This window comes from Pseudomonas sp. H3_A02, assembly GCF_054671965.1.
The window spans coordinates 5,963,835-5,985,834 of the sequence record NZ_CP162807.1 but is presented as its reverse complement, the minus strand read 5'-3'; the positions used below and the strand labels follow the sequence as shown (position 1 = coordinate 5,985,834).

Below are 22,000 nucleotides of genomic sequence, written 5' to 3'. Positions count from 1 at the left end.
ATTTGACGGCCGGACAACGTTGGCCCGTGCCTTGCATCGCCTAGTCTCGACTGTACCTATGATTTCAGTGCAGCGGAGATCTTTTTATGCCCGTTACCCCTAATTCACTGCTGCAGGCCTCTGTCCAGGCCAAGCCCCAGGCCGCCGTCAATTCACCGGCAGCGGCCCCGGACCTCGGGGGTAGAGCCTCCAGCTTCGCCCAAGTCTTCGCCAAGCAGGCGCCTGCCCAAGCGGCGGCCCCGGAGCCTACGGTTAAATCGGCACGCGACAAAGCCGCCGGTAATACCGTCAAAAAAGACACCGGCAACGAAACCCCTGCCGCCCCGGAGCCGACGGTTGCCGATAGCGGCAAACCCTTGCCCGCGAACAAACCGGCCAGCAGCGACGACAAGGCCGCCAGCGATGCCAGCGCCGACTCGGCTGAAACACCGGTGGCGGATGCGGTTCCGGTCGATCCGAGCCTGGACCCAGGCTTGCTGCCGGAGATGACGGTGCCCGTCGCGACAGCCCCGGCGGAGCCTGCTCCCTTGGCGGTCACGACAGAGGCCCAGGTCGCTACGGCAGTCGCGGCGCCGGCTGTCCCATTGGCCGCGCCGGCCCAGCCAGCGGTCCCGGTAATCGATCCAGCCTTCGACCCACAAGCCGACCCACTCGACGCGTTGCCCGCCTTGCGCTTGGCGATGGAGCAGGGCGGCCATGTTTCCGCGACCAGCCAGGCGCAACCCAAGAGCGCTGCCCCAGCGTCCCTCGACGGTGAGCCGACGTCGGCGCAGACCTTTGCCGCCGGCATGGCGAGCATGCTCAGCGTGCAAGCCGATCAGAACAGTACCGAGTCCGGCAGCCAGGGCGGCGACAAGGCCTTCGGCGGCTTGATCAGCGAGGGCCTCAAGGACCTGGGCGCCGCGTCCAGCGACACCCGCGTGGATGATTTCGCCAACCGCCTGGCCGCGCTGACTCAGGCCGCTACACCTAAAACCGCCAACGCGGTGCCGGTCAACCAACCTATCGCGATGAATCAGAGCGGTTGGACCGAAGAGGTGGTCAACCGGGTGATGTACCTGTCCAGCGTCAATCTCAAGGCGGCTGACATTCAGTTGCAACCCGCCGAACTCGGGCGCCTGGATATCCGGGTGAACATGGTTCCGGACCAGCAGACCCAGGTCACGTTCATGAGCGCCCACTCCGGCGTTCGCGAAGCCCTCGAAGGCCAATTGCATCGCTTGCGGGAGAGTTTTACCCAGCAGGGCATGGGCCAGGTCGACGTCAGCGTGTCGGATCAATCCCGGGGTTCGCAGAACCAGGAGCAGCAAGCCCAGCAACAGGCCCGGGCCGGGCGTACCACGGCATCTGGCGGACGAGCGGATGCAGCGGATGACGCTGGCCCGGCCAGCATCGCTGACGTGGCCGCCACCACGACCAGCGTCATTGGCACCAGCGCGGTTGACTACTACGCCTGATCCAGCGACGTTCTCCCCTGTGGGAGCGAGCTTGCTCGCGATAGCGGACTATCAGTCACCCTCGCAGGGACTGAGCCACCGCTATCGCGAGCAAGCTCGCTCCCATATTGGTTTTATGGGAACTGAAGATCGCATGTGCCCGCCATCCTGAGTACCGACACTTCTGGCATAACACTTGCTCCAGCCTTGCCGTGCAACAGTGAAAACCCCGATTAGTGACGGATTATTGGCATGGCGAAGAGCGAAGCAGCAGCTGTAAAAGACCCTGCAACCAAAGGCAAACTCAAGCTGATCATCATGATCGTGGTGGGTTTGCTCCTGGCGATCGGCGTGTCCGTGGGGGCGACCTGGTATTTCATGCACAGCGCTCAGAGCAAGCCGGCAGTGGCGGTCGAGGCTGCGCCGGTGGGCAAGCAACCGGCGATTTTCGAACCGATGGCCCCGGCCTTCGTGGCCAACTACACCGTGAACGGTCGTCAACGCTACATGCAGGTCAGCATTACGTTGCAAGGGCGCAACCAGGCTGACCTGGAAGCGCTGCGGGTGCACATGCCGCTGATCCGCAATAACCTGGTGATGCTGTTTTCCGGACAGAGTTTCGACACCCTGGCCACGCCCGTCGGCCAGGAAATGCTGCGCCAGAAAGCCACGGCCAGCGTGCAGGAAGTGGCTCAGAAAGAGCTCGGCAAAGTGGTGATCGAACAGTTGCTCTTCACTAACTTCGTATTGCAGTAGGAACACGACATGGCCGTGCAGGACCTGCTGTCCCAGGATGAAATCGACGCGCTGTTGCATGGTGTCGACGACGGTCTGGTACAGACCGAAAACGTTGCTGAACCGGGCAGCGTCAAAAGCTACGACCTGACCAGCCAGGATCGCATCGTTCGCGGACGCATGCCGACCCTGGAAATGATCAACGAGCGTTTCGCCCGGTACACCCGCATCAGCATGTTCAACATGCTGCGCCGCTCGGCCGACGTCGCCGTCGGTGGCGTGCAGGTGATGAAGTTCGGCGAGTACGTGCATTCGTTGTACGTGCCCACCAGCCTCAACCTGGTGAAGATCAAGCCGTTGCGCGGCACCGCGTTGTTCATCCTCGACGCCAAGCTGGTGTTCAAGCTGGTGGACAACTTTTTCGGTGGCGACGGTCGTCACGCCAAGATCGAGGGTCGTGAATTCACCCCGACCGAGCTGCGAGTGGTGCGCATGGTGCTGGAACAGGCCTTCATCGATTTGAAGGAAGCCTGGCAGGCGATCATGGAAGTGAACTTCGAGTACATCAACTCGGAAGTGAACCCGGCCATGGCCAACATCGTCGGGCCGAGCGAAGCCATCGTGGTCTCGACCTTCCACATCGAACTCGATGGTGGTGGCGGCGACCTGCACGTGACCATGCCGTATTCGATGATCGAGCCGGTGCGCGAAATGCTCGACGCCGGTTTCCAGTCGGACCTCGACGACCAGGATGAGCGCTGGATCAACGCGTTGCGCCAGGACGTCCTCGACGTCGACGTGCCGATCGGCGCGACGGTCGCCCGGCGTCAACTGCGTCTGCGGGACATCCTGCACATGCAGCCGGGGGACATCATTCCGGTGGAGATGCCCGACGACATGATCATGCGCGCCAATGGCGTGCCGGCCTTCAAGGTCAAGATGGGCTCTCACAAAGGCAACCTGGCGTTGCAGGTGATCGAGCCGATCGAACGCCGCTGAGCGGTGTCAACTTCTTAAGTTTGTAACGGATTTAGGTTTTTTACTGATTTTTGCCCGCCGAGGACAAATGATGGCTAACGATATGAACACCCAGGATGACCAGGCGCTGGCCGACGAATGGGCTGCGGCCCTGGAAGAAACCGGCGACGCCGGGCAGGCTGACATCGATGCCTTGCTGGCCGCCGATAGCGGTAATCACGGCTCCAACCGCCTGCCGATGGAAGAATTTGGCAGCGTGCCCAAGAGCAATGAACAGGTCACACTGGATGGGCCGAACCTGGATGTGATCCTCGATATCCCGGTATCGATCTCCATGGAAGTGGGCAGCACCGATATCAACATCCGCAACCTGCTGCAGCTCAACCAGGGCTCGGTGATCGAGTTGGACCGCCTGGCCGGCGAACCGCTCGACGTGCTGGTCAACGGCACCTTGATCGCCCATGGCGAAGTGGTGGTGGTCAACGAGAAGTTCGGCATTCGCCTGACGGACGTGATCAGTCCGAGCGAACGCATCAAGAAGCTGCGCTGAGTGAAAGGTTTCTTCGCCGCAGCGTTGATGCTGCCATTGAGCGTGCTGGCGGCCGAACCGGTTGCCACGGCGGCTGTTGCGCCGGCGGCAGGCAGCGGGATCGCCGGGCAACTGGCGCAACTGGTGCTCGGCTTGCTGTTGGTGCTGGGCTTGATCTTCTTTCTCGCCTGGTTGTTGCGCCGTGTGCAACAGGCGGGGCCGAGCGGCAAGGGCCAGGTCATCGACATCGTCGGCTCCCGCGCGCTCGGGCCGCGTGACCGGCTGGTGCTGGTGCAGGTCGGCAACGAGCAGATCCTGCTGGGCCTGAGCCCGGGCACCATCACCGCCTTGCACGTCCTCAAGGAGCCGGTGCAGGTACCCTCCACCGAGCCGGCCAGCCCCGAATTTGCCCAGCGCCTCATGGAGCTGCTGGGGAAAGACCAGAAGGATAAAAAGTAATGCCGTTGCGCATTCTGTTGGCATTGGCCCTGATGCTGGCCGCACCGTTGGCGTTCGCCGCCGACCCGCTGTCGATTCCGGCGATCACCCTGGGGACCAATGCCGAAGGGGCCCAGGAATACTCGGTCAGCCTGCAGATCCTGCTGATCATGACCGCGCTGAGTTTCATCCCGGCGTTCGTCATGTTGATGACCAGTTTCACCCGGATCATCATTGTCTTTTCGATTCTGCGCCAGGCCCTGGGCCTGCAACAGACACCCTCGAACCAGATCCTCACCGGCATGGCGCTGTTCTTGACCATGTTCATCATGGCGCCGGTGTTTGATCGGGTGAACCAGGATGCGCTGCAACCCTACCTGGCAGAAAAAATTACTGCGCAGGATGCTGTGGCCAAGGCTGAGGTGCCGATCAAGGATTTCATGCTGGCCCAGACCCGCAGCAGTGACCTGGAGCTGTTCATGCGCCTGTCCAAGCGCACCGACATCCCCAGCGCCGACCAGGCGCCGCTGACCATCCTGGTGCCGGCGTTCGTGACGTCCGAGCTGAAAACCGCGTTCCAGATCGGTTTCATGATTTTCATCCCGTTCCTGATCATTGACCTGGTGGTCGCCAGCGTGCTGATGGCCATGGGTATGATGATGCTCTCGCCGCTGATCATTTCCCTGCCGTTCAAGATCATGCTGTTTGTGCTGGTGGATGGCTGGGCGCTGATCATCGGTACCCTGGCGGGCAGTTTCGGCGGTGTTTAGGCCTTTTGTGCGGAGAGGGCGATATGACGCCTGAAGTAGCGGTAGACCTGTTCCGTGAAGCGCTCTGGCTGACGACCATGATGGTTGCCATCCTGGTGATCCCCAGTCTGTTGGTGGGGTTGCTGGTGGCGATGTTCCAGGCCGCGACCCAGATCAACGAACAGACCTTGAGCTTCCTGCCGCGCCTGCTGGTGATGCTGGTGACGCTGATCGTCGCCGGCCCCTGGATGGTACAAACCTTCATGGAATACATCCTGCAGCTGTACGGCAGTATTCCGCAGTTGATCGGCTGACCTGATGTCGATGCTCGCGCTGACGGACACCCAGATCAGTTCCTGGGTGGCATCGTTCGTCCTGCCACTGTTTCGCGTCACCGCGGTGCTGATGAGCATGCCGATCTTCGGCACGACCCTGGTGCCGCGGCGTGTGCGCTTGTATTTCGCCCTGGCGATCACGGTGGTTATCGCGCCCGGACTTCCACCGATGCCGCCGGTCAATGCCCTGGACCTCAGCGCACTGATGTTGGTGGCCGAGCAAATTCTCATCGGTGTCTTGATGGGGTTCTCGCTGCAGTTGTTCTTCCAGGCATTCGTGGTGGCCGGGCAAATCATTTCGATCCAGATGGGCATGGCCTTCGCGTCCATGGTCGACCCCACCAACGGCGTGACGACGGCGGTGATCGGTCAGTTCCTGACGATGCTGGTGACCCTGTTGTTCCTCGCAATGAATGGGCATCTGGTGGTGTTCGAGGTCTTGACCGAGAGCTTTACCACCATGCCGGTGGGCAGTGCGTTCCTGATCAATCATTTCTGGGAAATCGCCGGCAAGCTCGGTTGGGTCCTGGGTGCGGCGATGGTGCTGGTATTGCCGGCGATCACCGCGTTACTGGTGGTCAACATCGCGTTTGGCGTGATGACCCGTGCGGCGCCGCAATTGAATATTTTCTCCATTGGCTTCCCGCTGACCCTCGTGCTGGGCATGGTGATTTTCTGGGTCAGCCTGGGGGATATCCTCAATCAATATCAGCCGCTGGCCACCCAGGCCTTGCAGCTTTTACGCGACATGGCACAGGCGCGCTGAACCATGGCCGAGAGCGAGAGTGGTCAGGACAAGACAGAAGACCCCACGGAAAAGCGCCTGCGCGAATCCCGGGAAAAGGGCGAGATCGCCCGCTCCAAGGAGCTCAACACGCTGGCGGTGATGCTGGCCGGGGCGGGCGGGTTGCTGATTTATGGCGGCGGCTTGGCCCTGGACCTGCTGGAGATCATGCGCCTGAATTTCTCCCTGCCCCGTGAGGTGCTGCTCTCTCCGGGATCCATGTCCCAGCATTTGCTGCACTCGGGCAAGATTGCGATCCTGGCGGTGCAGCCTGTTCTGATCTGCTTGCTGTTGGCCGCCGTGATCGGGCCGATTTCCCTAGGTGGCTGGTTGTTCGCCGCCGGTAGCCTGGCCCCCAAATTCAGCCGGATGAACCCGGCCGCCGGGATCAAGCGCATGTTTTCCACCACGGCGCTGATGGAGTTGCTCAAGGCGTTTGGGAAATTCCTGCTGGTTTTGTTCGTCGCGCTGACGGTGCTGCAGGCCGATATCGACGATTTGCTGCGCATTGCTCACGAACCGCTGGAGCAGGCGATTATCCACAGCGTGCAGTTGGTGGGCTGGAGTACGTTGTGGATGGCTTGCGGCCTGATCCTGATTGCCGCCATCGACGTGCCGATCCAGCTGTATCAAAGCAAGCAGAAACTGCTGATGACCAAGCAGGAAGTGCGCGACGAGCACAAGGACGCGGAGGGTAAGCCGGAGGTCAAGCAGCGCATTCGTCAATTGCAGCGCGAGGTCTCCCAGCGGCGGATGATGGCGGCGATCCCCGACGCCGATGTGGTCATCACCAACCCGACCCACTACGCCGTCGCCCTCAAGTACGACCCCGAAAAAGGCAACGCGCCGGTGTTGCTGGCCAAGGGCAGTGACTTCCTGGCACTGAAGATCCGTGAAATCGCCGTGGCCAACGAGGTGATGCTGCTCGAGTCCCCGGCACTGGCGCGATCGATTTACTACTCCACCGAACTCGACCAGGAAATCCCTGGCGGCCTGTACCTGGCCGTGGCCCAGGTATTGGCCTACGTCTACCAGATCCGCCAGCACCGCGCCGGCAAGGGCAAACGCCCCGAACCGCTCAAGGATCTGCCGATTCCGCCGGATTTGCGGCGTGATTCCTGAGTCAGTCTGGCGTAGAGAGCACTGGCGTTGATGTCGCTGGTGGGGCGGGCCGAAGGCTGCCTCCCGGCTTGTAACGAGTGCCTAGTAGCCCCTGTACCTGTCAGACCTGACAGTAGACAGCCGTTTCCCCTATCAATGTAATGCTCCTGGAGGCTCACTCAACCCAGGGGCATGACATGACAATTCGCGAATACAAAAAGCTTGGAGGCATGGAACTGAACTTTGTGTCGGGAGCGGTCGAGGCCAATGTCGGCGAACGGGCCATCGCTTGTGCGTTCACGTTTGATCTGATGCTTGAGTTTGCGCGCTTCAAAGACGCGGCGAACAAGTACGTGCCGAATTACCTGGAGGTTGCGACCAATGCCATTCGGCCTGAGTTGGACGGCCTGGCCTATCACACTTCCTTCGATTACTTCGCTGGCCAGGCTGGCAGGATCGATAGCAACGAGGCGCTGTTCCGTATCTTCACCCGGCCTGACAGTTACTTTGATGGGTGGTCGAGCGGGGGCCTGGAGCGGCGTTATCACAAGCCGATTTTCCAGCCCCTTGACGGGAAATTGAGACTTGCGGCGCGCAGCGATTTTCGCTGGGAAGATCCCAAGCGGCTCATCACGATCGCGGATCTTCCGCTCATCCGGTTTCAATGGGCACTCACTGTGATGGAGAGCCACGAGGTCAGCCTCTCCGAAGCCTCGTTGCCCGACATCAAGGCGCCGGATTCGAAGGTGGCGTTCATGTACGCCAGCCAGGAACAGCTTGAAGTGGAGGGTGTGCAAATGTACAGGGGGACGCGTTACGTCAAGGGCTGGAAATTGGCTTTCGGCCCGATCACATCGGAGCAGATACTGACAGCGGAGTGAGTCACCGGGTGCGTCGAGCCGAATGAATGCTAATGAGGTGGCGCTGCTCGAATCCGCGGCGCAGACGCGATCGGTTTACTACTCGACCAGAAAATCCCCGAAGGTCTGTACCTGGCCGTGGCCCAGGTATTGGCCTCGTTCGGGTGAGGTTCCGTGGGATTATCGAAGTTCGGATGCAGGGGGAAACTAGCAGAACTGTTAGGTTTACCTGGAAAGCGACAGGCCCCGTGGCGAGGGAGCTTGCTCCCGCTCGGTTGCGCAGCGACCGCCATAACACAGGGGCTGCGGTATGTCTGATGCTGCGCATTTGGCTGGTTTCGGGGCCGCTACGGGGCCCAGCGGGAGCAAGCTCCCTCGCCACAGGTTCGTCGTTTGTTTTAAGTGAGCAGCATTATCTGTGGGAGCGAGCGTGCTCGCGATTGCGATTATCCAGTCGATACAGATGTTGACTGACAAATCGCTATCGCGAGCAAGCTCGCTCCCACAGGGTTAAATTCGCTTCAGCCCCTCTATTTCAGCCGTCGACAAAAGTTGGAAGGCTTCTTGCAATACCCCGCCTGCGCCCCCTCCGGGCGTCAAAAGTTTGCTTCACAGGCACGGGGATTATTGGTGGATCGTTCTCAGTTACTCAGCACCGCGCGCAGCAATGCAGCCGACCTCAGCCGGGGCAATCTGGGCGTGCCGATCTTGCTGCTGGTCATGCTCGCCATGATGATGCTGCCGGTGCCGCCGTTTCTGCTGGACGTGTTCTTCACGTTCAACATCGCCCTGTCGATCGTCGTGCTGCTGGTGTGCATCTATGCCCTGCGGCCGTTGGACTTCGCGGTGTTCCCGACCATTCTGCTGGTGGCGACGCTCATGCGTCTGGCGCTGAACGTAGCGTCCACCCGAGTCGTGATGATCCACGGTCACGAGGGGCATGAGGCTGCCGGTAAGGTGATCCAGGCCTTCGGCGAGGTGGTGATCGGCGGTAACTACGTGGTCGGTATCGTGGTCTTCGCCATTTTGATGATCATCAACTTCGTCGTGGTGACCAAGGGCGCCGGGCGGATTTCCGAGGTGAGCGCGCGTTTCACCCTCGATGCGATGCCCGGCAAGCAGATGGCGATCGACGCCGACCTCAACGCCGGCCTGATCGACCAGAGCCAGGCCAAGCTGCGCCGCCTGGAGGTGGCCCAAGAGGCCGAGTTCTACGGTTCCATGGACGGTGCCAGCAAATTCGTGCGCGGTGACGCCATCGCCGGCCTGCTGATCCTGTTCATCAACCTGATCGGCGGCATGGCCGTCGGTATCTTCCAGCATGGCTTGACCTTCGGCGATGCCGGCAAGGTTTATGCCCTGCTGACCATCGGTGACGGTTTGGTGGCGCAATTGCCATCACTGTTGTTATCCACAGCCGCCGCGATCATGGTGACCCGTGCTTCGGGCTCCGAAGACATGGGCAAGCAGATTGGCCGGCAGATGTTTGCCTCGCCCAAGGCCCTGGCCGTTGCCGCCGGCCTGATGGCGGTGATGGGGCTGGTGCCGGGGATGCCGCACTTTTCCTTCCTGAGCATGGCGGCCATGGCAGCCGGTGGTGCCTACTGGTTCTGGAAGAAGCAGAACGTGCAGAAGGTCCAGGCCCTGCAAGAGGTCAAGCGCCAGCAGGAACTGCTGCCGTCGCCGGCCCGCGCCATGGAAACCAAGGAACTGGGCTGGGACGACGTGACCCCGATCGACATGATCGGCCTGGAAGTCGGCTATCGCCTGATTCCCTTGGTCGACCGCAATCAGGGTGGGCAGTTGCTGGCGCGGATCAAGGGGGTGCGCAAGAAGCTCTCCCAGGACTTGGGCTTCCTGATGCCTACCGTGCATATCCGCGACAACCTCGACCTGGCGCCGAGCGCCTATCGCCTGACCTTGATGGGGGTGATCCTGGCCGAAGCCGAGATCTATCCCGACCGCGAATTGGCGATCAACCCCGGCCAGGTCTACGGCAGCCTCAGCGGCATCACCGCCAAGGATCCGGCTTTCGGCCTGGAAGCGGTGTGGATCGAAATCAGCCAGCGGGCCCAGGCCCAGTCCCTCGGTTATACCGTGGTGGACGCCAGTACCGTGGTGGCGACCCACTTGAACCAGATCCTGTACAAGCACTCCAGTGAGCTGATTGGCCACGAAGAAGTCCAGCAACTCCTGCAAGTACTGGCCAAAGGCTCGCCGAAGCTGGCCGAAGAGCTGGTGCCAGGCGTGGTTTCCTTGTCGCAGTTGCTCAAGGTGCTGCAGGCGCTGCTGGCCGAACAAGTGCCCGTGCGCGACATACGCAGTATCGCCGAGGCCATCGCCAACAACGCCGCCAAGAGTCAAGATACCGCCGCCTTGGTGGCTGCGGTTCGGGTCGGCGTGTCCCGCGCAATCGTCCAAAGCATTGTAGGCACTGAGTCTGAGCTGCCTGTGATCACCTTGGAGCCAAGGTTGGAACAGATATTGCTCAATAGTCTGCAGAAGGCAGGACAAGGCTCGGAAGAGGGTGTCCTGCTGGAGCCAAGCATGGCCGAGAAGCTGCAGCGTTCGCTGATCGAAGCAGCCCAGCGGCAAGAGATGCAAGGCCAACCGGTGATCCTGCTGGTGGCCGGTCCGATTCGCGCGATGCTCTCGCGATTCGGGCGCCTCGCGGTCCCGGGGCTGCATGTGCTGGCGTACCAGGAAATACCGGACAACAAGCAAGTGACCATCGTTGCGACAGTAGGGCCCAACGGCTGAGGTAGTGGTTTATGCAAGTGAAGCGTTTTTTCGCCGCCGACATGCGTCAGGCCATGAAACTGGTTCGTGACGAGCTGGGCGCTGAAGCAGCCATCATTGGCAACCGTCGTATCGCCGGCGGTGTCGAGCTGACGGCGGCCCTGGATTACAAACTGTCTGCGCTGGCCCCGCGGGTTCCGAACATGGAGCTCGAAGATGAGCTGCGCAAGACCCAATCGCGCATCGCCAGCGCCCAGGCCGAACTGAGCCTGCGCAGCAGCGAAGGCGAGGGTGCCGCGGGCACCAATCGTCAATTGTTCGCCGGTCAGCCGCTGACCGCCGGCCTGCCCTTGACCGCCGCCGAACCGCTAATGGAGCAGGCCCAGGCCGAACCGCGTCGTCCGGAACCGGCTCCCGCCGCGCCTGTCCGCGGGGTCGATCCGCGCGCCCTGGACTCAATGCGCTTTGAACTCAACAGCCTGCGCGAGCTGATGGAAGTCCAGCTCGGCTCCCTGGCCTGGAACCAGCTGCAAGGCAGCCGTCCGGCCCAGGCCAACCTGTGGCGTCGCCTGCAACGCATCGGCCTGTCCGGCCCGTTGTCCCGGGACCTGCTGGCGCTGATCAATGGTATCGAAGAACCGCGCCAGGCTTGGCGCATGTTGCTGGCGCACCTGGCGCGGATGATCTCCACGCCGGAAGTCGAGCCACTGGAAGAGGGCGGAGTGATTGCCATGGTCGGTCCTGCCGGCATGGGCAAGACCACCACCCTGGCCAAGCTCGCCGCCCGTTATGTACTCAAGTACGGCGCCCAGAGCATCGCCCTGGTGAGCATGGACAGTTTCCGCATCGGTGCCCAGGAACAACTCAAGACCCTGGGCCGGATCCTCAATGTGTCGGTGACCCATGTGGATCCGGGCCAATCCCTGGCCCAGGCGCTGGAGCCTTTGCTGCGCAAACGCGTTGTGCTGATCGATACCGCGGGCCTGCAAGCCAGCGATCCAGCCCTGCGCATGCAGCTCGAAAGCCTGGCCGGACGCGGTATCAAGTCAAAAAATTATCTCGTGTTGGCAACCACCAGCCAGAAACAGGTTCTAACCGCCGCATACCACAGCTACAAACGCTGCGGACTGGCCGGCTGCATCCTGACTAAGCTGGACGAAACGGCAAGCCTGGGCGAGGTGTTGAGCCTGGCGATCGGTCATGAACTGCCGGTGGCCTACCTGACCGATGGGCCGCGGATCCCGGATGATTTGCATCTGCCGCGCCGTCATCAACTGGTCAGTCGTGCCGTGAGTGTGCAAATGCAGGAAGAACCCAGCGAAGAAGCCATGGCTGACATGTTCGCTGACATCTACCACAGCCCGAGCAAGCAGGTCGGCTGAGGTAATCATGAATATTTTTTGTACCTACATCGATGGTCTGCCATGCATTGTTCCTTATGCGAACGCGCAGCCAGTAATGTGGCCTCCGTCTAAGAAGACAAGGTAAAGAACGAACATGGGCAGCATGCATCCCGTACAGGTGATCGCGGTGACCGGCGGCAAAGGTGGCGTCGGGAAGACTAACGTGTCAGTGAACTTGTCCCTGGCTCTTGCAGAGCTTGGCCGACGGGTCATGCTGCTGGACGCCGACCTGGGCCTGGCGAACGTCGACGTGCTGCTGGGGCTTACCCCCAAACGCACCCTGGCGGACGTGATCGAAGGCCGCTGCGAACTGCGCGACGTGCTGTTGCAGGGGCCAGGCGGGATTCGTATCGTGCCGGCTGCCTCCGGCACCCAGAGCATGGTTCACCTGACCCCAGCCCAACACGCGGGCCTGATCCAGGCTTTCAGCGACATCGGCGACAACCTCGATGTGCTGGTGATCGATACCGCGGCTGGCATTGGCGACTCGGTCGTCAGTTTCGTGCGCGCCGCCCAGGAAGTGCTGCTGGTGGTCTGCGACGAACCGACGTCCATCACCGACGCCTACGCCCTGATCAAACTGCTGAACCGCGACTATGGCATGAACCGCTTCCGCGTCCTGGCCAACATGGCCCAGAGCCCGCAGGAAGGACGCAACCTGTTCGCCAAGTTGACCAAGGTCACCGATCGCTTCCTGGACGTCGCCCTGCAATACGTCGGCGCGGTGCCTTACGACGAAAGCGTGCGCAAGGCCGTCCAGAAGCAACGTGCCGTCTATGAAGCCTTTCCACGTTCCAAATGCGCGCTGGCGTTCAAGGCGATCGCCCAGAAGGTCGATACCTGGCCATTGCCGGCCAATCCTCGCGGGCATCTGGAGTTTTTCGTCGAACGTCTTGTGCAACAAACAGCAGGGCCCGTGCTATGACAGCCAGCGGTTACAACCATCTCTACAAAAAATCGGCACGGGACGCCCAATACGAATTGATCGAGCGTTATGCGCCACTGGTCAAGCGTATCGCCTACCACTTGCTGGCGCGGTTGCCGGCCAGTGTCCAGGTCGAGGACTTGATCCAGGCCGGCATGATCGGCCTGCTTGAAGTGTCGAACAAATACGACGCCAGCAAAGGCGCCAGTTTCGAGACCTATGCCGGTATTCGCATTCGCGGGGCGATGCTCGATGAAGTCCGCAAGGGCGATTGGGCGCCGCGTTCGGTGCACCGCAATACCCGCATGGTCAGTGACGCGATTCGGGCAATTGAAGCGAAAACCGGGCGTGACGCTAAAGATCACGAAGTTGCTGCCGAACTCCAGTTAAGTCTCGATGATTATTACGGGATTTTGAACGATACCTTGGGCAGCCGCCTGTTCAGTTTCGACGACCTGCTGCAGGACGGCGAACACGAAGGGCTGCACGAGGATGGCGCGAGTGCTCACATGGAGCCATCGCGTGACCTGGAAGATGAACGTTTCCAGAGCGCGCTGGCGGATGCGATTGCCAATTTGCCGGAGCGTGAGCGACTGGTCTTGGCGCTGTACTACGACGAAGAGCTGAACCTCAAGGAAATCGGTGAGGTCCTGGGGGTCAGCGAATCGCGGGTCAGCCAGTTACACAGCCAGTGCGCGGCCCGTTTGCGGGGGCGTTTGGGGGAGTGGCGAGCGCGTTGACAGGCAGTGTGGGGACACTGCGACGAGGCTGGCCTGGCAGGTACTGCGCCAGTCTCCATCCGTTGTGCTCCGGACCGTTGTCGAGTGTTGTGCCGGATTGATTGAAATGGCGCGTCCAGGTGCTGGGCGCGTTTAAGACTGCTTGGAGGTCGAATTGGACAAGAACATGAAAATCCTCATCGTTGATGACTTCTCAACGATGCGGCGGATCATAAAAAACCTGTTGCGTGACCTTGGGTTCACCAACACGGTCGAGGCGGATGATGGCGTCACAGCCATTCCGGTCCTCAACAGCGGGAGCATCGACTTTCTGGTGACTGACTGGAACATGCCCGGCATGACCGGTATCGACTTGTTGCGCCATGTGCGCGCCGACGAAAAGCTCAAGCATCTTCCGGTGCTGATGGTCACTGCCGAAGCCAAGCGCGAGCAGATCATCGAAGCGGCCCAGGCCGGTGTAAACGGCTATGTGGTCAAACCCTTCACGGCCCAGGCGTTGAAAGAGAAGATCGAAAAAATCTTCGAACGCATCGGTTAACGGCGCCACGGGGGAGCTATGGACAACGAATCTTCAATGGGCGATTTCGAATCGACCCTGAAAAAACATGCCCGCGAACTGGTCGACAGCCTTGAAAAAGGTCGCTTTGGCGATGCGGTTCAAATGATCCATGAGCTCAACCAGACCCGTGACCGCGGTCTGTATCAGGAAGTGGGCAAGCTCACGCGTGAACTGCACAGCGCGATTGTCAATTTCCAGATCGACCCGCACATGCCGCAGGCCGAGGAAGTCTCGCAGATCACCGACGCCACCGAGCGCCTGGGGTATGTGGTCAAGCTGACCGAGGCCGCGGCGAACCGCACCATGGACCTGGTGGAAAGCGCAACGCCGCTGGTCAACGGCCTGAGTGAAGAAGCCCAGGCCTTGAGCACCGACTGGGGCCGGTTCATGCGTCGCGAAGTCGGTGCTGAAGAGTTTCGGGAGCTGGCCCGTCGGGTCGACGGTTTCCTGACGCGCAGCAGCACCGAGAACCGCGCCGTGGCAAGCAACCTCAACGACATTCTGCTGGCCCAGGACTATCAAGACCTGACCGGCCAGGTGATCAAGCGTGTGACCCAGTTGGTCACCGAAGTGGAAAGCAACCTGCTCAAACTGGTGTTGATGGCCAGCCAGGTCGACCGCTTTGCAGGCATCGAACACGACCGTGAAGCGATGCTTGCTGAAAAAGATCCACAAAAACATCTCTCTCAGGGTGAAGGTCCGCAAATTCATGCCGATAAAAGAGAAGACGTTATGTCCGGTCAGGACGATGTGGACGATTTGCTGTCCAGCCTTGGATTCTGAGTTTTAGCCCTGTTTTAGGAGCAGCCATTAATGAGCTTCGGCGCCGATGAAGAGATCCTTCAGGATTTCCTGGTTGAGGCCGGCGAGATTCTAGAGCAACTGTCCGAACAGCTGGTCGAGCTGGAAAGCCGACCTGATGATGCGGATCTGCTCAATGCAATTTTTCGCGGTTTCCACACTGTAAAAGGAGGCGCCGGCTTCCTCCAGCTCAACGAGCTGGTGGAGTGCTGCCACATTGCCGAAAACGTGTTCGATATCCTGCGCAAGGGTGAGCGCCGCGTGGATTCGGAACTGATGGACGTGGTGCTCGAAGCGCTGGATGCGGTCAACAGCATGTTCAGTGAAGTGCGTGAGCGCTCGCCGATCACGGCTGCCACCCCCGAGCTGCTTGCCGCGCTATCGCGCCTGGCCGAGCCGCAATCGGCTGACGAAGCGGCGCCGATTGTCGAGGCGGTGGTTGAAGAGCCGGTCGCCGAAGAATCGGGCGACATCACCGATAACGAATTCGAACAGCTGCTGGACTCCCTGAATACCGTCAAGGCCCAGGCCGAGGCACCAGCCGCTCCGGCTGCACCTGCTGCGCAAGCCGCCGGTGGGGCGGCCAGCGATGAAATCACCGACGCCGAGTTCGAGTCGCTGCTCGACCAGCTTCACGGCAAGGGCCAGTTCGCGCCGGATGCGGTCGTTCCGCCGGCGGCCCCGGCCGCCCCGAAAGCGGCGGGCGACAGCTCGGACATCACCGATGATGAATTCGAAGCTTTGCTCGACCAGTTGCATGGCAAGGGCACCTTTGCCGTTGACGCGCTGGATTCGGCCATCGCTTCGGCACCGACGCCGGCCAAGCCCGCCGCCGCTGCCGCGGGTAGCGACCTGATCAGCGACCAGGAATTCGAATCGCTGCTCGATGAGCTGCATGGCAAGGGTAAGTTCAGCGAAGTCGGTACGGCTGCCGCTGCGCCCGCTACCGTTGCGCCAGCGGCCAAGGCTGCGCCCAAACCCGCTGCCAAGGCACCGGAGCCCAAGGCCGAGCCCGCCAAGCCTGCCGCTGCTGCCCCGGCACCCGCCCGTGCTCCGGCGGCGGCGCCAGCGGAAAAACCAGCCAGCGAAGCCGAGACCACCGTTCGAGTCGACACCGCACGCCTGGACGAGATCATGAACATGGTCGGCGAACTGGTGCTGGTGCGTAACCGACTGGTGCGCCTGGGCCTCAACAGCCAGGACGAAGCCATGTCCAAAGCCGTGTCGAACCTCGACGTGGTCACGGCAGACCTGCAGACCGCGGTCATGAAGACCCGCATGCAGCCGATCAAGAAAGTCTTCGGGCGCTTCCCGCGCCTGGTTCGCGATCTGGCTCGCCAGCTCAAGAAAGAAATCAACCTGGAACTGGTGGGTGAAGAGACCGACCTCGACAAGAACCTTGTCGAAGCCCTGGCCGACCCGCTGGTCCACTTGGTGCGCAACGCGGTCGACCACGGCATCGAGTCGCCGGAAGAGCGCGAAGCCTCGGGCAAGGTCCGCAGCGGCAAGGTGATCCTGGCCGCCGAGCAGGAGGGCGACCACATCCTGCTGTCGATCTCCGACGACGGCAAAGGCATGGACCCGAATGTACTGCGTGCCATCGCGGTGAAACGCGGTGTGATGGACAAGGATGCGGCTGACCGTCTGAGCGAATCCGAGTGCTACAACCTGATCTTCGCCCCGGGGTTCTCGACCAAAACCGAGATTTCCGACGTGTCGGGCCGTGGTGTGGGCATGGATGTGGTGAAAACCAAGATTTCCCAGCTCAACGGCTCGATCAATATCTACTCGACCAAGGGCCTGGGCTCGAAGATCGTCATCAAGGTTCCGTTGACCCTGGCGATCATGCCGACCCTGATGGTGATGCTGGGCAACCAGGCCTTCGCCTTCCCGCTGGTCAACGTCAACGAGATCTTCCACCTCGACCTGTCGCGCACCAACGTGGTGGACGGCCAGGAAGTGGTGATCGTACGGGACAAGGCATTGCCGCTGTTCTACCTCAAGCGCTGGCTGGTCAGCTCCGCGGCTCATGTGGAGCAGGGCGAAGGCCATGTGGTGATCCTTTCGGTGGGCACCCAGCGGATCGGCTTCGTCGTCGACCAGTTGGTGGGCCAGGAAGAAGTGGTCATCAAGCCGTTGGGCAAGATGCTCCAGGGCACACCGGGCATGTCCGGCGCCACCATCACCGGCGACGGCCGCATCGCGTTGATTCTCGATGTGCCAAGCATGCTCAAGCGTTACGCCGCCCGGCGTATTTGATTCTGGAGGGGCGTGGCCCAGGGCCGCGCCTCGTCTAACGGAGTGTTTATGGTAGTTAAAGTCCTGGTGGTGGACGATTCGGGGTTTTTCCGTCGCCGTGTCTCGGAAATTCTTTCGGCGGACACGAGTATTCAGGTCGTCGGTACCGCGACTAATGGCAAAGAGGCGATCGATCAGGCCCTGGCACTCAAGCCGGACGTGATCACCATGGACTACGAGATGCCGATGATGGATGGCATCACGGCCGTGCGGCATATCATGCAGCGCTGCCCGACCCCGGTCTTGATGTTCTCGTCCCTGACCCACGAAGGCGCCCGGGTGACTCTCGATGCGCTGGACGCCGGGGCGGTGGATTTCCTGCCGAAGAATTTCGAAGACATTTCGCGCAACCCCGACAAGGTCCGGCAGTTGCTGTGCGAAAAGGTCCACAGCATTTCCCGCAGCAATCGCCGTGTCGGTGCCTACAGCGCACCGGCGCCAGCCCCGGTTGCGGCGCCAAGCCCGACGCCGACGGCATCGAGCAGCTTCAATCCGGCACCTGTACGCAGCGCCCCGGCCCCTGCGCCGACGCGTTCGGCACCTGCCAGTGCCTCGTCGCCGGCCCCCAAGCGCAAAGCCTACAAGCTGGTTGCCATCGGCACGTCCACGGGCGGCCCGGTGGCGCTGCAACGGGTCCTGACCCAGTTGCCGGCCAACTTCCCGGCTCCCATCGTGTTGATCCAGCACATGCCCGCGGCGTTTACCAAGGCGTTTGCCGAGCGTCTGGACAAGCTGTGCAACATCAACGTCAAGGAAGCCGAGGATGGCGACATCCTGCGTCCGGGCCTGGCCTTGCTGGCGCCGGGTGGCAAGCAGATGATGATCGACGGTCGCGGCGCGGTGAAAATCCTGCCGGGCGACGAGCGCCTGAACTACAAGCCTTGCGTGGATATTACCTTTGGTTCCGCGGCCAAGTCCTACGGTGACAAAGTTCTGGCGGTGGTTCTCACCGGCATGGGTGCCGACGGTCGCGAAGGCGCACGGCTGCTCAAGCAGGGCGGCAGTGCGATCTGGGCCCAGGACGAAGCCAGTTGCGTGATCTACGGCATGCCGATGGCGATCGTCAAAGCCGATCTTGCCGACGCAGTGTATGGGTTGGACGACATCGGTAGACACCTGGTCGAGGCCTGCCTGTAATGGATGTGCTCAGCCTGATTGGCATCATCATGGCGTTCGTCGCCATCATTGGCGGCAATTATCTGGAAGGCGGTCACCTGGGCGCGCTGGCCAACGGCCCGGCGGCGTTGATCGTGATCGGTGGCACCGTTGGCGCGGCGCTGCTGCAGTCTCCCATGAGCGCTTTCAAGCGGGCCATGCAGGTGCTGATCTGGATTCTGTTCCCGCCCCGTGTCGACCTTGCCGGTGGTATCGACCGCGTCGTGAACTGGAGCCTGACCGCTCGCAAGGAAGGCTTGCTGGGTCTGGAAGGGGTGGCTGACGCCGAACCTGACAGTTACTCGCGCAAAGGCCTGCAATTGCTGGTGGACGGCGCCGAGCCGGAGGCCATCCGCAGCATCCTGGAAGTGGATTTCTACACCCAGGAAAGCCGCGACATCGAAGCGGCCAAAGTCTTCGAAAGCATGGGCGGCTACGCGCCGACCATCGGCATCATCGGTGCCGTGATGGGCCTGATCCATGTGATGGGCAACCTGGCCGATCCGTCGCAACTGGGCAGCGGTATCGCCGTGGCGTTCGTCGCCACGATCTACGGCGTGGCGAGTGCCAACCTGGTGCTGCTGCCCATCGCGGCCAAGCTCAAGTCCATCGCGTTGCGTCAGTCGCGCTATCGCGAAATGTTGCTGGAAGGGATCCTGTCGATCGCCGAAGGTGAAAACCCGCGCTCCATTGAGTTGAAGCTCCAGGGCTTCATGGACTGATGGGGGGTATGGAGCATGGCACGTCGCAGGCATCGTGAAGAACACGTCAACCATGAACGCTGGCTCGTTTCCTACGCCGACTTCATCACGCTGCTGTTCGCTTTTTTCGTGGTCATGTATTCGATTTCGTCGGTCAACGAAGGCAAGTACAAAGTCATTTCCGAGGCGTTGATCGGGGTCTTCACCGATTCCGACCGGGCCCTCAAGCCGATCCCTATCGGTGAGGAGCGGCCCAAGACCACCACACCGGCCAAGCCCTTGGTCAAGGACAGCGAGCAGGTCGACGCCGGTATCGCCGGCAGCAGCGATCCGTTGAAAAGCATCGCCGACGACATCAGCGCGGCGTTCGGTGACCTGATCAGCTCCAACCAGATGACCGTGCGCGGCAACGAGCTGTGGGTCGAGATCGAACTCAATTCCAGCCTGTTGTTCGGCAGCGGCGACGCCATGCCCAGCGACATGGCGTTCAACATCATCGATAAGGTCGCGGCGATCCTCAAACCCTTCGACAACCCGATCCATGTCGAAGGCTTCACGGACGACCAGCCGATCCGTACCGCGCAATACCCGACCAACTGGGAACTGTCCTCGGCCCGTTCGGCGAGCATTGTGCGCATGCTGGCGATGCAGGGCGTGAACCCCGGTCGCCTGGCCTCGGTGGGCTACGGTGAGTTCCAGCCGGTGGCCAACAACGCCACGGCCGAGGGGCGTGCGCGCAACCGGCGGGTGGTGCTGGTGGTGTCGCGTAACCTCGATGTACGTCGTAGCCTGACCGGTACCGGTACGGCCCATGCAACCCCGGATGCGGCATTGAAGCGGGCTGGCACACAAACTGCACCGGCTCCGGTCAAGTCGCCGGGAAGACAGAGTGCCGTCAATTCTCCGTCACCCGCTTTATAACCGAGCTATTTCTCGGTCGAGCCTGTTTCGGCCGGGAGGAACGATCCGAATGAGAGTCTGGGCAGTCGCCAATCAAAAAGGTGGTGTGGGCAAGACCACATCTTCCATCGCTTTAGCCGGGTTGCTGGCCGAGGCGGGCAAGCGCGTGGTCATCGTCGACCTGGACCCCCATGGCTCGATGACCAGCTATTTCGGCTACGATCCCGATAGCCTGGAGCACAGCAACTTCGACCTGTTCCTGCACAAGGGCGTTGTGCCCGAGGGCCTGCCAGGGCAATTGCTGTTGTCCACCAGCGACGAGCGGATTTCCCTGTTGCCGTCGAGCACCGCCCTGGCCACCCTGGAGCGACAGTCGCCCGGGCAGAGCGGCTTGGGCCTGGTGATCGCCAAGAGTCTGGCGCAGCTGTGGCAGGATTTCGATTACGCGATCATCGACAGCCCGCCGTTGCTGGGGCTGCTGATGGTCAATGCGTTGGCCGCCAGTCAGCAACTGGTGATTCCCGTGCAGACCGAGCATTTGGCGGTCAAGGGCCTGGAACGCATGGTCAATACACTGGCGATGGTCAATCGCTCGCGCAAACAGACACTGGCCTTCAACATCGTGCCGACACTGTTCGACCGTCGCACCCAGGCGTCCTTGGGGACCCTGCGTGTGTTGCGGGACATGTACCCGGAGGACATCTGGCAAGGCTATATCCCCGTCGACACCCGCCTGCGGGATGCCAGCCGCGCCGGTGTGACCCCTTCGCAATTCGATGGCAAGAGCCGTGGCGTGCTGGCCTACCGAGCACTACTCAAGCATCTGCTGGCCCAACAGCTTGTTTCGCAGCAGGTGGCTTAAGGTGACGAGGCTTTCCACTGGCAGTGTGTTCGCTTGCGAACGCTCAAGTCCTGCCGCATTCATGCCGATAACCTCTTCAAGTGGCGCACTGTTCCTATGAGCCGCCCAATAAAGACAACCTCGCGTCCGCAAATGGCCCTGCAGTCCTATCTGGATGGGCTATTGCAGGAAGCGACCGAAGAATTGACACCACTGCCAAACGTGATCGAGGCGTTGCCCGAACATGTCGAAGCCGAGGGTGTGCTGGATGAATTTCAAGCGGCCGTGCTCGAAGAGCAGGCCCGTGACGCACAGAAATCAGTGGTGGCCGCGGCGGTCGAAGCACCGTTCATCAAGCCTCAACTGGCGGTAATGGAGGCTTCTGCGCCGATCCTGGCGCCGGTCTCGACCGTTGCCCCGTTGCTGCAAGGGCTGGTGACGCCGGTGGTGGAAGTCCACTTGCCGCCGAGCAACCCACCGCCACCGGTGCCGGGCGACGACCGTCCGGCCTGGGCTGCCGAGCCGTTCGAGTGTTTGTTGTTCGATGTGGCCGGGTTGACCCTGGCGGTGCCGCTGGTGTGCCTGGGATCGATTTATTCCCTGGCCGGGCAGGAACTGACGCCGTTGTTCGGCCAGCCGGAATGGTTCCTCGGGATCCTGCCGAGCCAGGCGGGCAACCTGAAGGTACTGGATACGGCACGCTGGGTGATGCCGGACCGTTATCGCGATGATTTTCGCCAAGGCCTGCAGTACGTGATTTCGGTGCAAGGTTATGAGTGGGGGTTGGCGGTGCACCAGGTCAGCCGTTCGCTGCGCCTGGATCCGAACGAGATCAAGTGGCGCAGCCATCGAGGGCAACGGCCATGGCTGGCCGGTACGGTGATCGAGCACATGTGCGCCTTGCTGGACGTTTCCGAGCTGGCGGAGTTGATCGCCAGCGGCGGGGCAAAACACCTGGGCGGCAGCAAGAAGCCGGTTCAGAAACCGAAATAA

At 61.4% G+C, this 22,000-nt stretch carries 22 protein-coding genes; all 22 read left to right on the top strand.

Annotation, left to right across the window (positions count from 1 at the left end; translation table 11 throughout):
* Positions 1-86 precede the first annotated feature (86 nt).
* Positions 87-1,457, top strand: a complete 1,371-nt coding sequence (locus AB4N80_RS26270; RefSeq protein ID WP_122569007.1) for a flagellar hook-length control protein FliK — start codon at positions 87-89, stop codon at positions 1,455-1,457.
* A 231-nt stretch (positions 1,458-1,688) separates the two neighbouring features.
* A complete protein-coding gene (gene fliL, locus AB4N80_RS26265; protein ID WP_060738644.1) occupies positions 1,689-2,192 on the top strand; it encodes a flagellar basal body-associated protein FliL in 504 nt (167 codons plus the stop codon).
* 9 nt (positions 2,193-2,201) lie between these two features.
* Positions 2,202-3,170 (top strand): flagellar motor switch protein FliM, encoded by a 969-nt coding sequence (gene fliM / locus AB4N80_RS26260; RefSeq protein WP_122569006.1) that lies wholly within the window; start codon positions 2,202-2,204, stop codon positions 3,168-3,170.
* Positions 3,171-3,240: 70 nt separating this feature from the next.
* Positions 3,241-3,699, top strand: coding sequence for a flagellar motor switch protein FliN (fliN, locus tag AB4N80_RS26255; RefSeq protein ID WP_053120289.1), 459 nt, complete (start codon positions 3,241-3,243; stop codon positions 3,697-3,699).
* A complete protein-coding gene (gene fliO / locus AB4N80_RS26250; RefSeq protein WP_122569005.1) occupies positions 3,700-4,137 on the top strand; it encodes a flagellar biosynthetic protein FliO in 438 nt (145 codons plus the stop codon).
* The gene (gene fliP / locus AB4N80_RS26245; protein ID WP_053120292.1) at positions 4,137-4,886 is read left to right on the top strand and encodes a flagellar type III secretion system pore protein FliP; all 750 of its coding nucleotides are present in this window, start codon (positions 4,137-4,139) and stop codon (positions 4,884-4,886) included. The genes fliO and fliP overlap by 1 nt, the downstream gene beginning before the upstream one ends.
* Before the next feature lie 23 nt (positions 4,887-4,909).
* Positions 4,910-5,179: a flagellar biosynthesis protein FliQ gene (fliQ, locus tag AB4N80_RS26240; RefSeq protein WP_038858957.1), complete on the top strand. Its 270-nt coding sequence runs from the start codon at positions 4,910-4,912 to the stop codon at positions 5,177-5,179.
* Between the two features lie 4 nt (positions 5,180-5,183).
* On the top strand, positions 5,184-5,966 hold the full coding sequence (fliR, locus tag AB4N80_RS26235; protein WP_122569004.1) for a flagellar biosynthetic protein FliR: 783 nt from the start codon (positions 5,184-5,186) through the stop codon (positions 5,964-5,966).
* A 3-nt stretch (positions 5,967-5,969) separates the two neighbouring features.
* Positions 5,970-7,106 carry a flagellar biosynthesis protein FlhB gene (flhB, locus tag AB4N80_RS26230; protein ID WP_122569003.1) on the top strand — a complete coding sequence of 379 codons (1,137 nt, stop codon included), beginning with the start codon at positions 5,970-5,972 and terminating at the stop codon, positions 7,104-7,106.
* Positions 7,107-7,282: 176 nt separating this feature from the next.
* Positions 7,283-7,966 carry a hypothetical protein gene (locus tag AB4N80_RS26225; RefSeq protein WP_122569002.1) on the top strand — a complete coding sequence of 228 codons (684 nt, stop codon included), beginning with the start codon at positions 7,283-7,285 and terminating at the stop codon, positions 7,964-7,966.
* 609 nt (positions 7,967-8,575) lie between these two features.
* Complete coding sequence (gene flhA / locus AB4N80_RS26220) at positions 8,576-10,705, top strand: flagellar biosynthesis protein FlhA (protein WP_122569071.1); 2,130 nt, start codon at positions 8,576-8,578, stop codon at positions 10,703-10,705.
* A gap of 11 nt (positions 10,706-10,716) precedes the next feature.
* On the top strand, positions 10,717-12,066 hold the full coding sequence (flhF, locus tag AB4N80_RS26215) for a flagellar biosynthesis protein FlhF (RefSeq protein ID WP_122569000.1): 1,350 nt from the start codon (positions 10,717-10,719) through the stop codon (positions 12,064-12,066).
* A 115-nt stretch (positions 12,067-12,181) separates the two neighbouring features.
* Positions 12,182-13,012: a flagellar synthesis regulator FleN gene (gene fleN / locus AB4N80_RS26210; protein WP_003184001.1), complete on the top strand. Its 831-nt coding sequence runs from the start codon at positions 12,182-12,184 to the stop codon at positions 13,010-13,012.
* Entirely contained in the window at positions 13,009-13,752 is a 744-nt protein-coding gene (fliA, locus tag AB4N80_RS26205) for an RNA polymerase sigma factor FliA (RefSeq protein WP_003184000.1), read from the top strand. Before fleN ends, fliA begins: the two co-directional genes overlap by 4 nt.
* A 166-nt stretch (positions 13,753-13,918) precedes the next feature.
* Positions 13,919-14,290, top strand: a complete 372-nt coding sequence (locus tag AB4N80_RS26200; protein ID WP_064378627.1) for a chemotaxis response regulator CheY — start codon at positions 13,919-13,921, stop codon at positions 14,288-14,290.
* Positions 14,291-14,308: 18 nt separating this feature from the next.
* Positions 14,309-15,094 (top strand): protein phosphatase CheZ, encoded by a 786-nt coding sequence (locus AB4N80_RS26195; RefSeq protein ID WP_060738635.1) that lies wholly within the window; start codon positions 14,309-14,311, stop codon positions 15,092-15,094.
* A 30-nt stretch (positions 15,095-15,124) separates the two neighbouring features.
* Positions 15,125-17,371, top strand: coding sequence for a chemotaxis protein CheA (locus AB4N80_RS26190; protein ID WP_122568999.1), 2,247 nt, complete (start codon positions 15,125-15,127; stop codon positions 17,369-17,371).
* A 48-nt stretch (positions 17,372-17,419) separates the two neighbouring features.
* Positions 17,420-18,547 carry a protein-glutamate methylesterase/protein-glutamine glutaminase gene (locus AB4N80_RS26185; protein WP_122568998.1) on the top strand — a complete coding sequence of 376 codons (1,128 nt, stop codon included), beginning with the start codon at positions 17,420-17,422 and terminating at the stop codon, positions 18,545-18,547.
* Entirely contained in the window at positions 18,547-19,287 is a 741-nt protein-coding gene (locus AB4N80_RS26180; RefSeq protein WP_122568997.1) for a flagellar motor protein, read from the top strand. The genes AB4N80_RS26185 and AB4N80_RS26180 overlap by 1 nt, the downstream gene beginning before the upstream one ends.
* A 15-nt stretch (positions 19,288-19,302) precedes the next feature.
* A complete protein-coding gene (gene motD, locus AB4N80_RS26175; RefSeq protein WP_122568996.1) occupies positions 19,303-20,187 on the top strand; it encodes a flagellar motor protein MotD in 885 nt (294 codons plus the stop codon).
* 49 nt (positions 20,188-20,236) lie between these two features.
* Complete coding sequence (locus AB4N80_RS26170; RefSeq protein WP_122568995.1) at positions 20,237-21,028, top strand: ParA family protein; 792 nt, start codon at positions 20,237-20,239, stop codon at positions 21,026-21,028.
* Positions 21,029-21,124: 96 nt separating this feature from the next.
* Complete coding sequence (locus AB4N80_RS26165) at positions 21,125-22,000, top strand: CheW domain-containing protein (RefSeq protein ID WP_122568994.1); 876 nt, start codon at positions 21,125-21,127, stop codon at positions 21,998-22,000.

Coding starts and splice junctions, on each gene's coding strand:
- AB4N80_RS26165 (WP_122568994.1), top strand. CDS start 21,125: ATGAGCCGCCCAATAAAGACAACCTCGCGTCCGCAAATGGCCCTGCAG.
- fliL (WP_060738644.1), top strand. CDS start 1,689: ATGGCGAAGAGCGAAGCAGCAGCTGTAAAAGACCCTGCAACCAAAGGC.
- AB4N80_RS26180 (WP_122568997.1), top strand. CDS start 18,547: ATGGATGTGCTCAGCCTGATTGGCATCATCATGGCGTTCGTCGCCATC.
- fleN (WP_003184001.1), top strand. CDS start 12,182: ATGGGCAGCATGCATCCCGTACAGGTGATCGCGGTGACCGGCGGCAAA.
- AB4N80_RS26200 (WP_064378627.1), top strand. CDS start 13,919: ATGAAAATCCTCATCGTTGATGACTTCTCAACGATGCGGCGGATCATA.
- fliM (WP_122569006.1), top strand. CDS start 2,202: ATGGCCGTGCAGGACCTGCTGTCCCAGGATGAAATCGACGCGCTGTTG.
- AB4N80_RS26190 (WP_122568999.1), top strand. CDS start 15,125: ATGAGCTTCGGCGCCGATGAAGAGATCCTTCAGGATTTCCTGGTTGAG.
- motD (WP_122568996.1), top strand. CDS start 19,303: ATGGCACGTCGCAGGCATCGTGAAGAACACGTCAACCATGAACGCTGG.
- AB4N80_RS26225 (WP_122569002.1), top strand. CDS start 7,283: ATGACAATTCGCGAATACAAAAAGCTTGGAGGCATGGAACTGAACTTT.
- fliA (WP_003184000.1), top strand. CDS start 13,009: ATGACAGCCAGCGGTTACAACCATCTCTACAAAAAATCGGCACGGGAC.
- AB4N80_RS26270 (WP_122569007.1), top strand. CDS start 87: ATGCCCGTTACCCCTAATTCACTGCTGCAGGCCTCTGTCCAGGCCAAG.
- flhB (WP_122569003.1), top strand. CDS start 5,970: ATGGCCGAGAGCGAGAGTGGTCAGGACAAGACAGAAGACCCCACGGAA.
- fliP (WP_053120292.1), top strand. CDS start 4,137: ATGCCGTTGCGCATTCTGTTGGCATTGGCCCTGATGCTGGCCGCACCG.
- fliR (WP_122569004.1), top strand. CDS start 5,184: ATGTCGATGCTCGCGCTGACGGACACCCAGATCAGTTCCTGGGTGGCA.
- fliN (WP_053120289.1), top strand. CDS start 3,241: ATGGCTAACGATATGAACACCCAGGATGACCAGGCGCTGGCCGACGAA.
- AB4N80_RS26170 (WP_122568995.1), top strand. CDS start 20,237: ATGAGAGTCTGGGCAGTCGCCAATCAAAAAGGTGGTGTGGGCAAGACC.
- AB4N80_RS26195 (WP_060738635.1), top strand. CDS start 14,309: ATGGACAACGAATCTTCAATGGGCGATTTCGAATCGACCCTGAAAAAA.
- AB4N80_RS26185 (WP_122568998.1), top strand. CDS start 17,420: ATGGTAGTTAAAGTCCTGGTGGTGGACGATTCGGGGTTTTTCCGTCGC.
- flhF (WP_122569000.1), top strand. CDS start 10,717: ATGCAAGTGAAGCGTTTTTTCGCCGCCGACATGCGTCAGGCCATGAAA.
- fliQ (WP_038858957.1), top strand. CDS start 4,910: ATGACGCCTGAAGTAGCGGTAGACCTGTTCCGTGAAGCGCTCTGGCTG.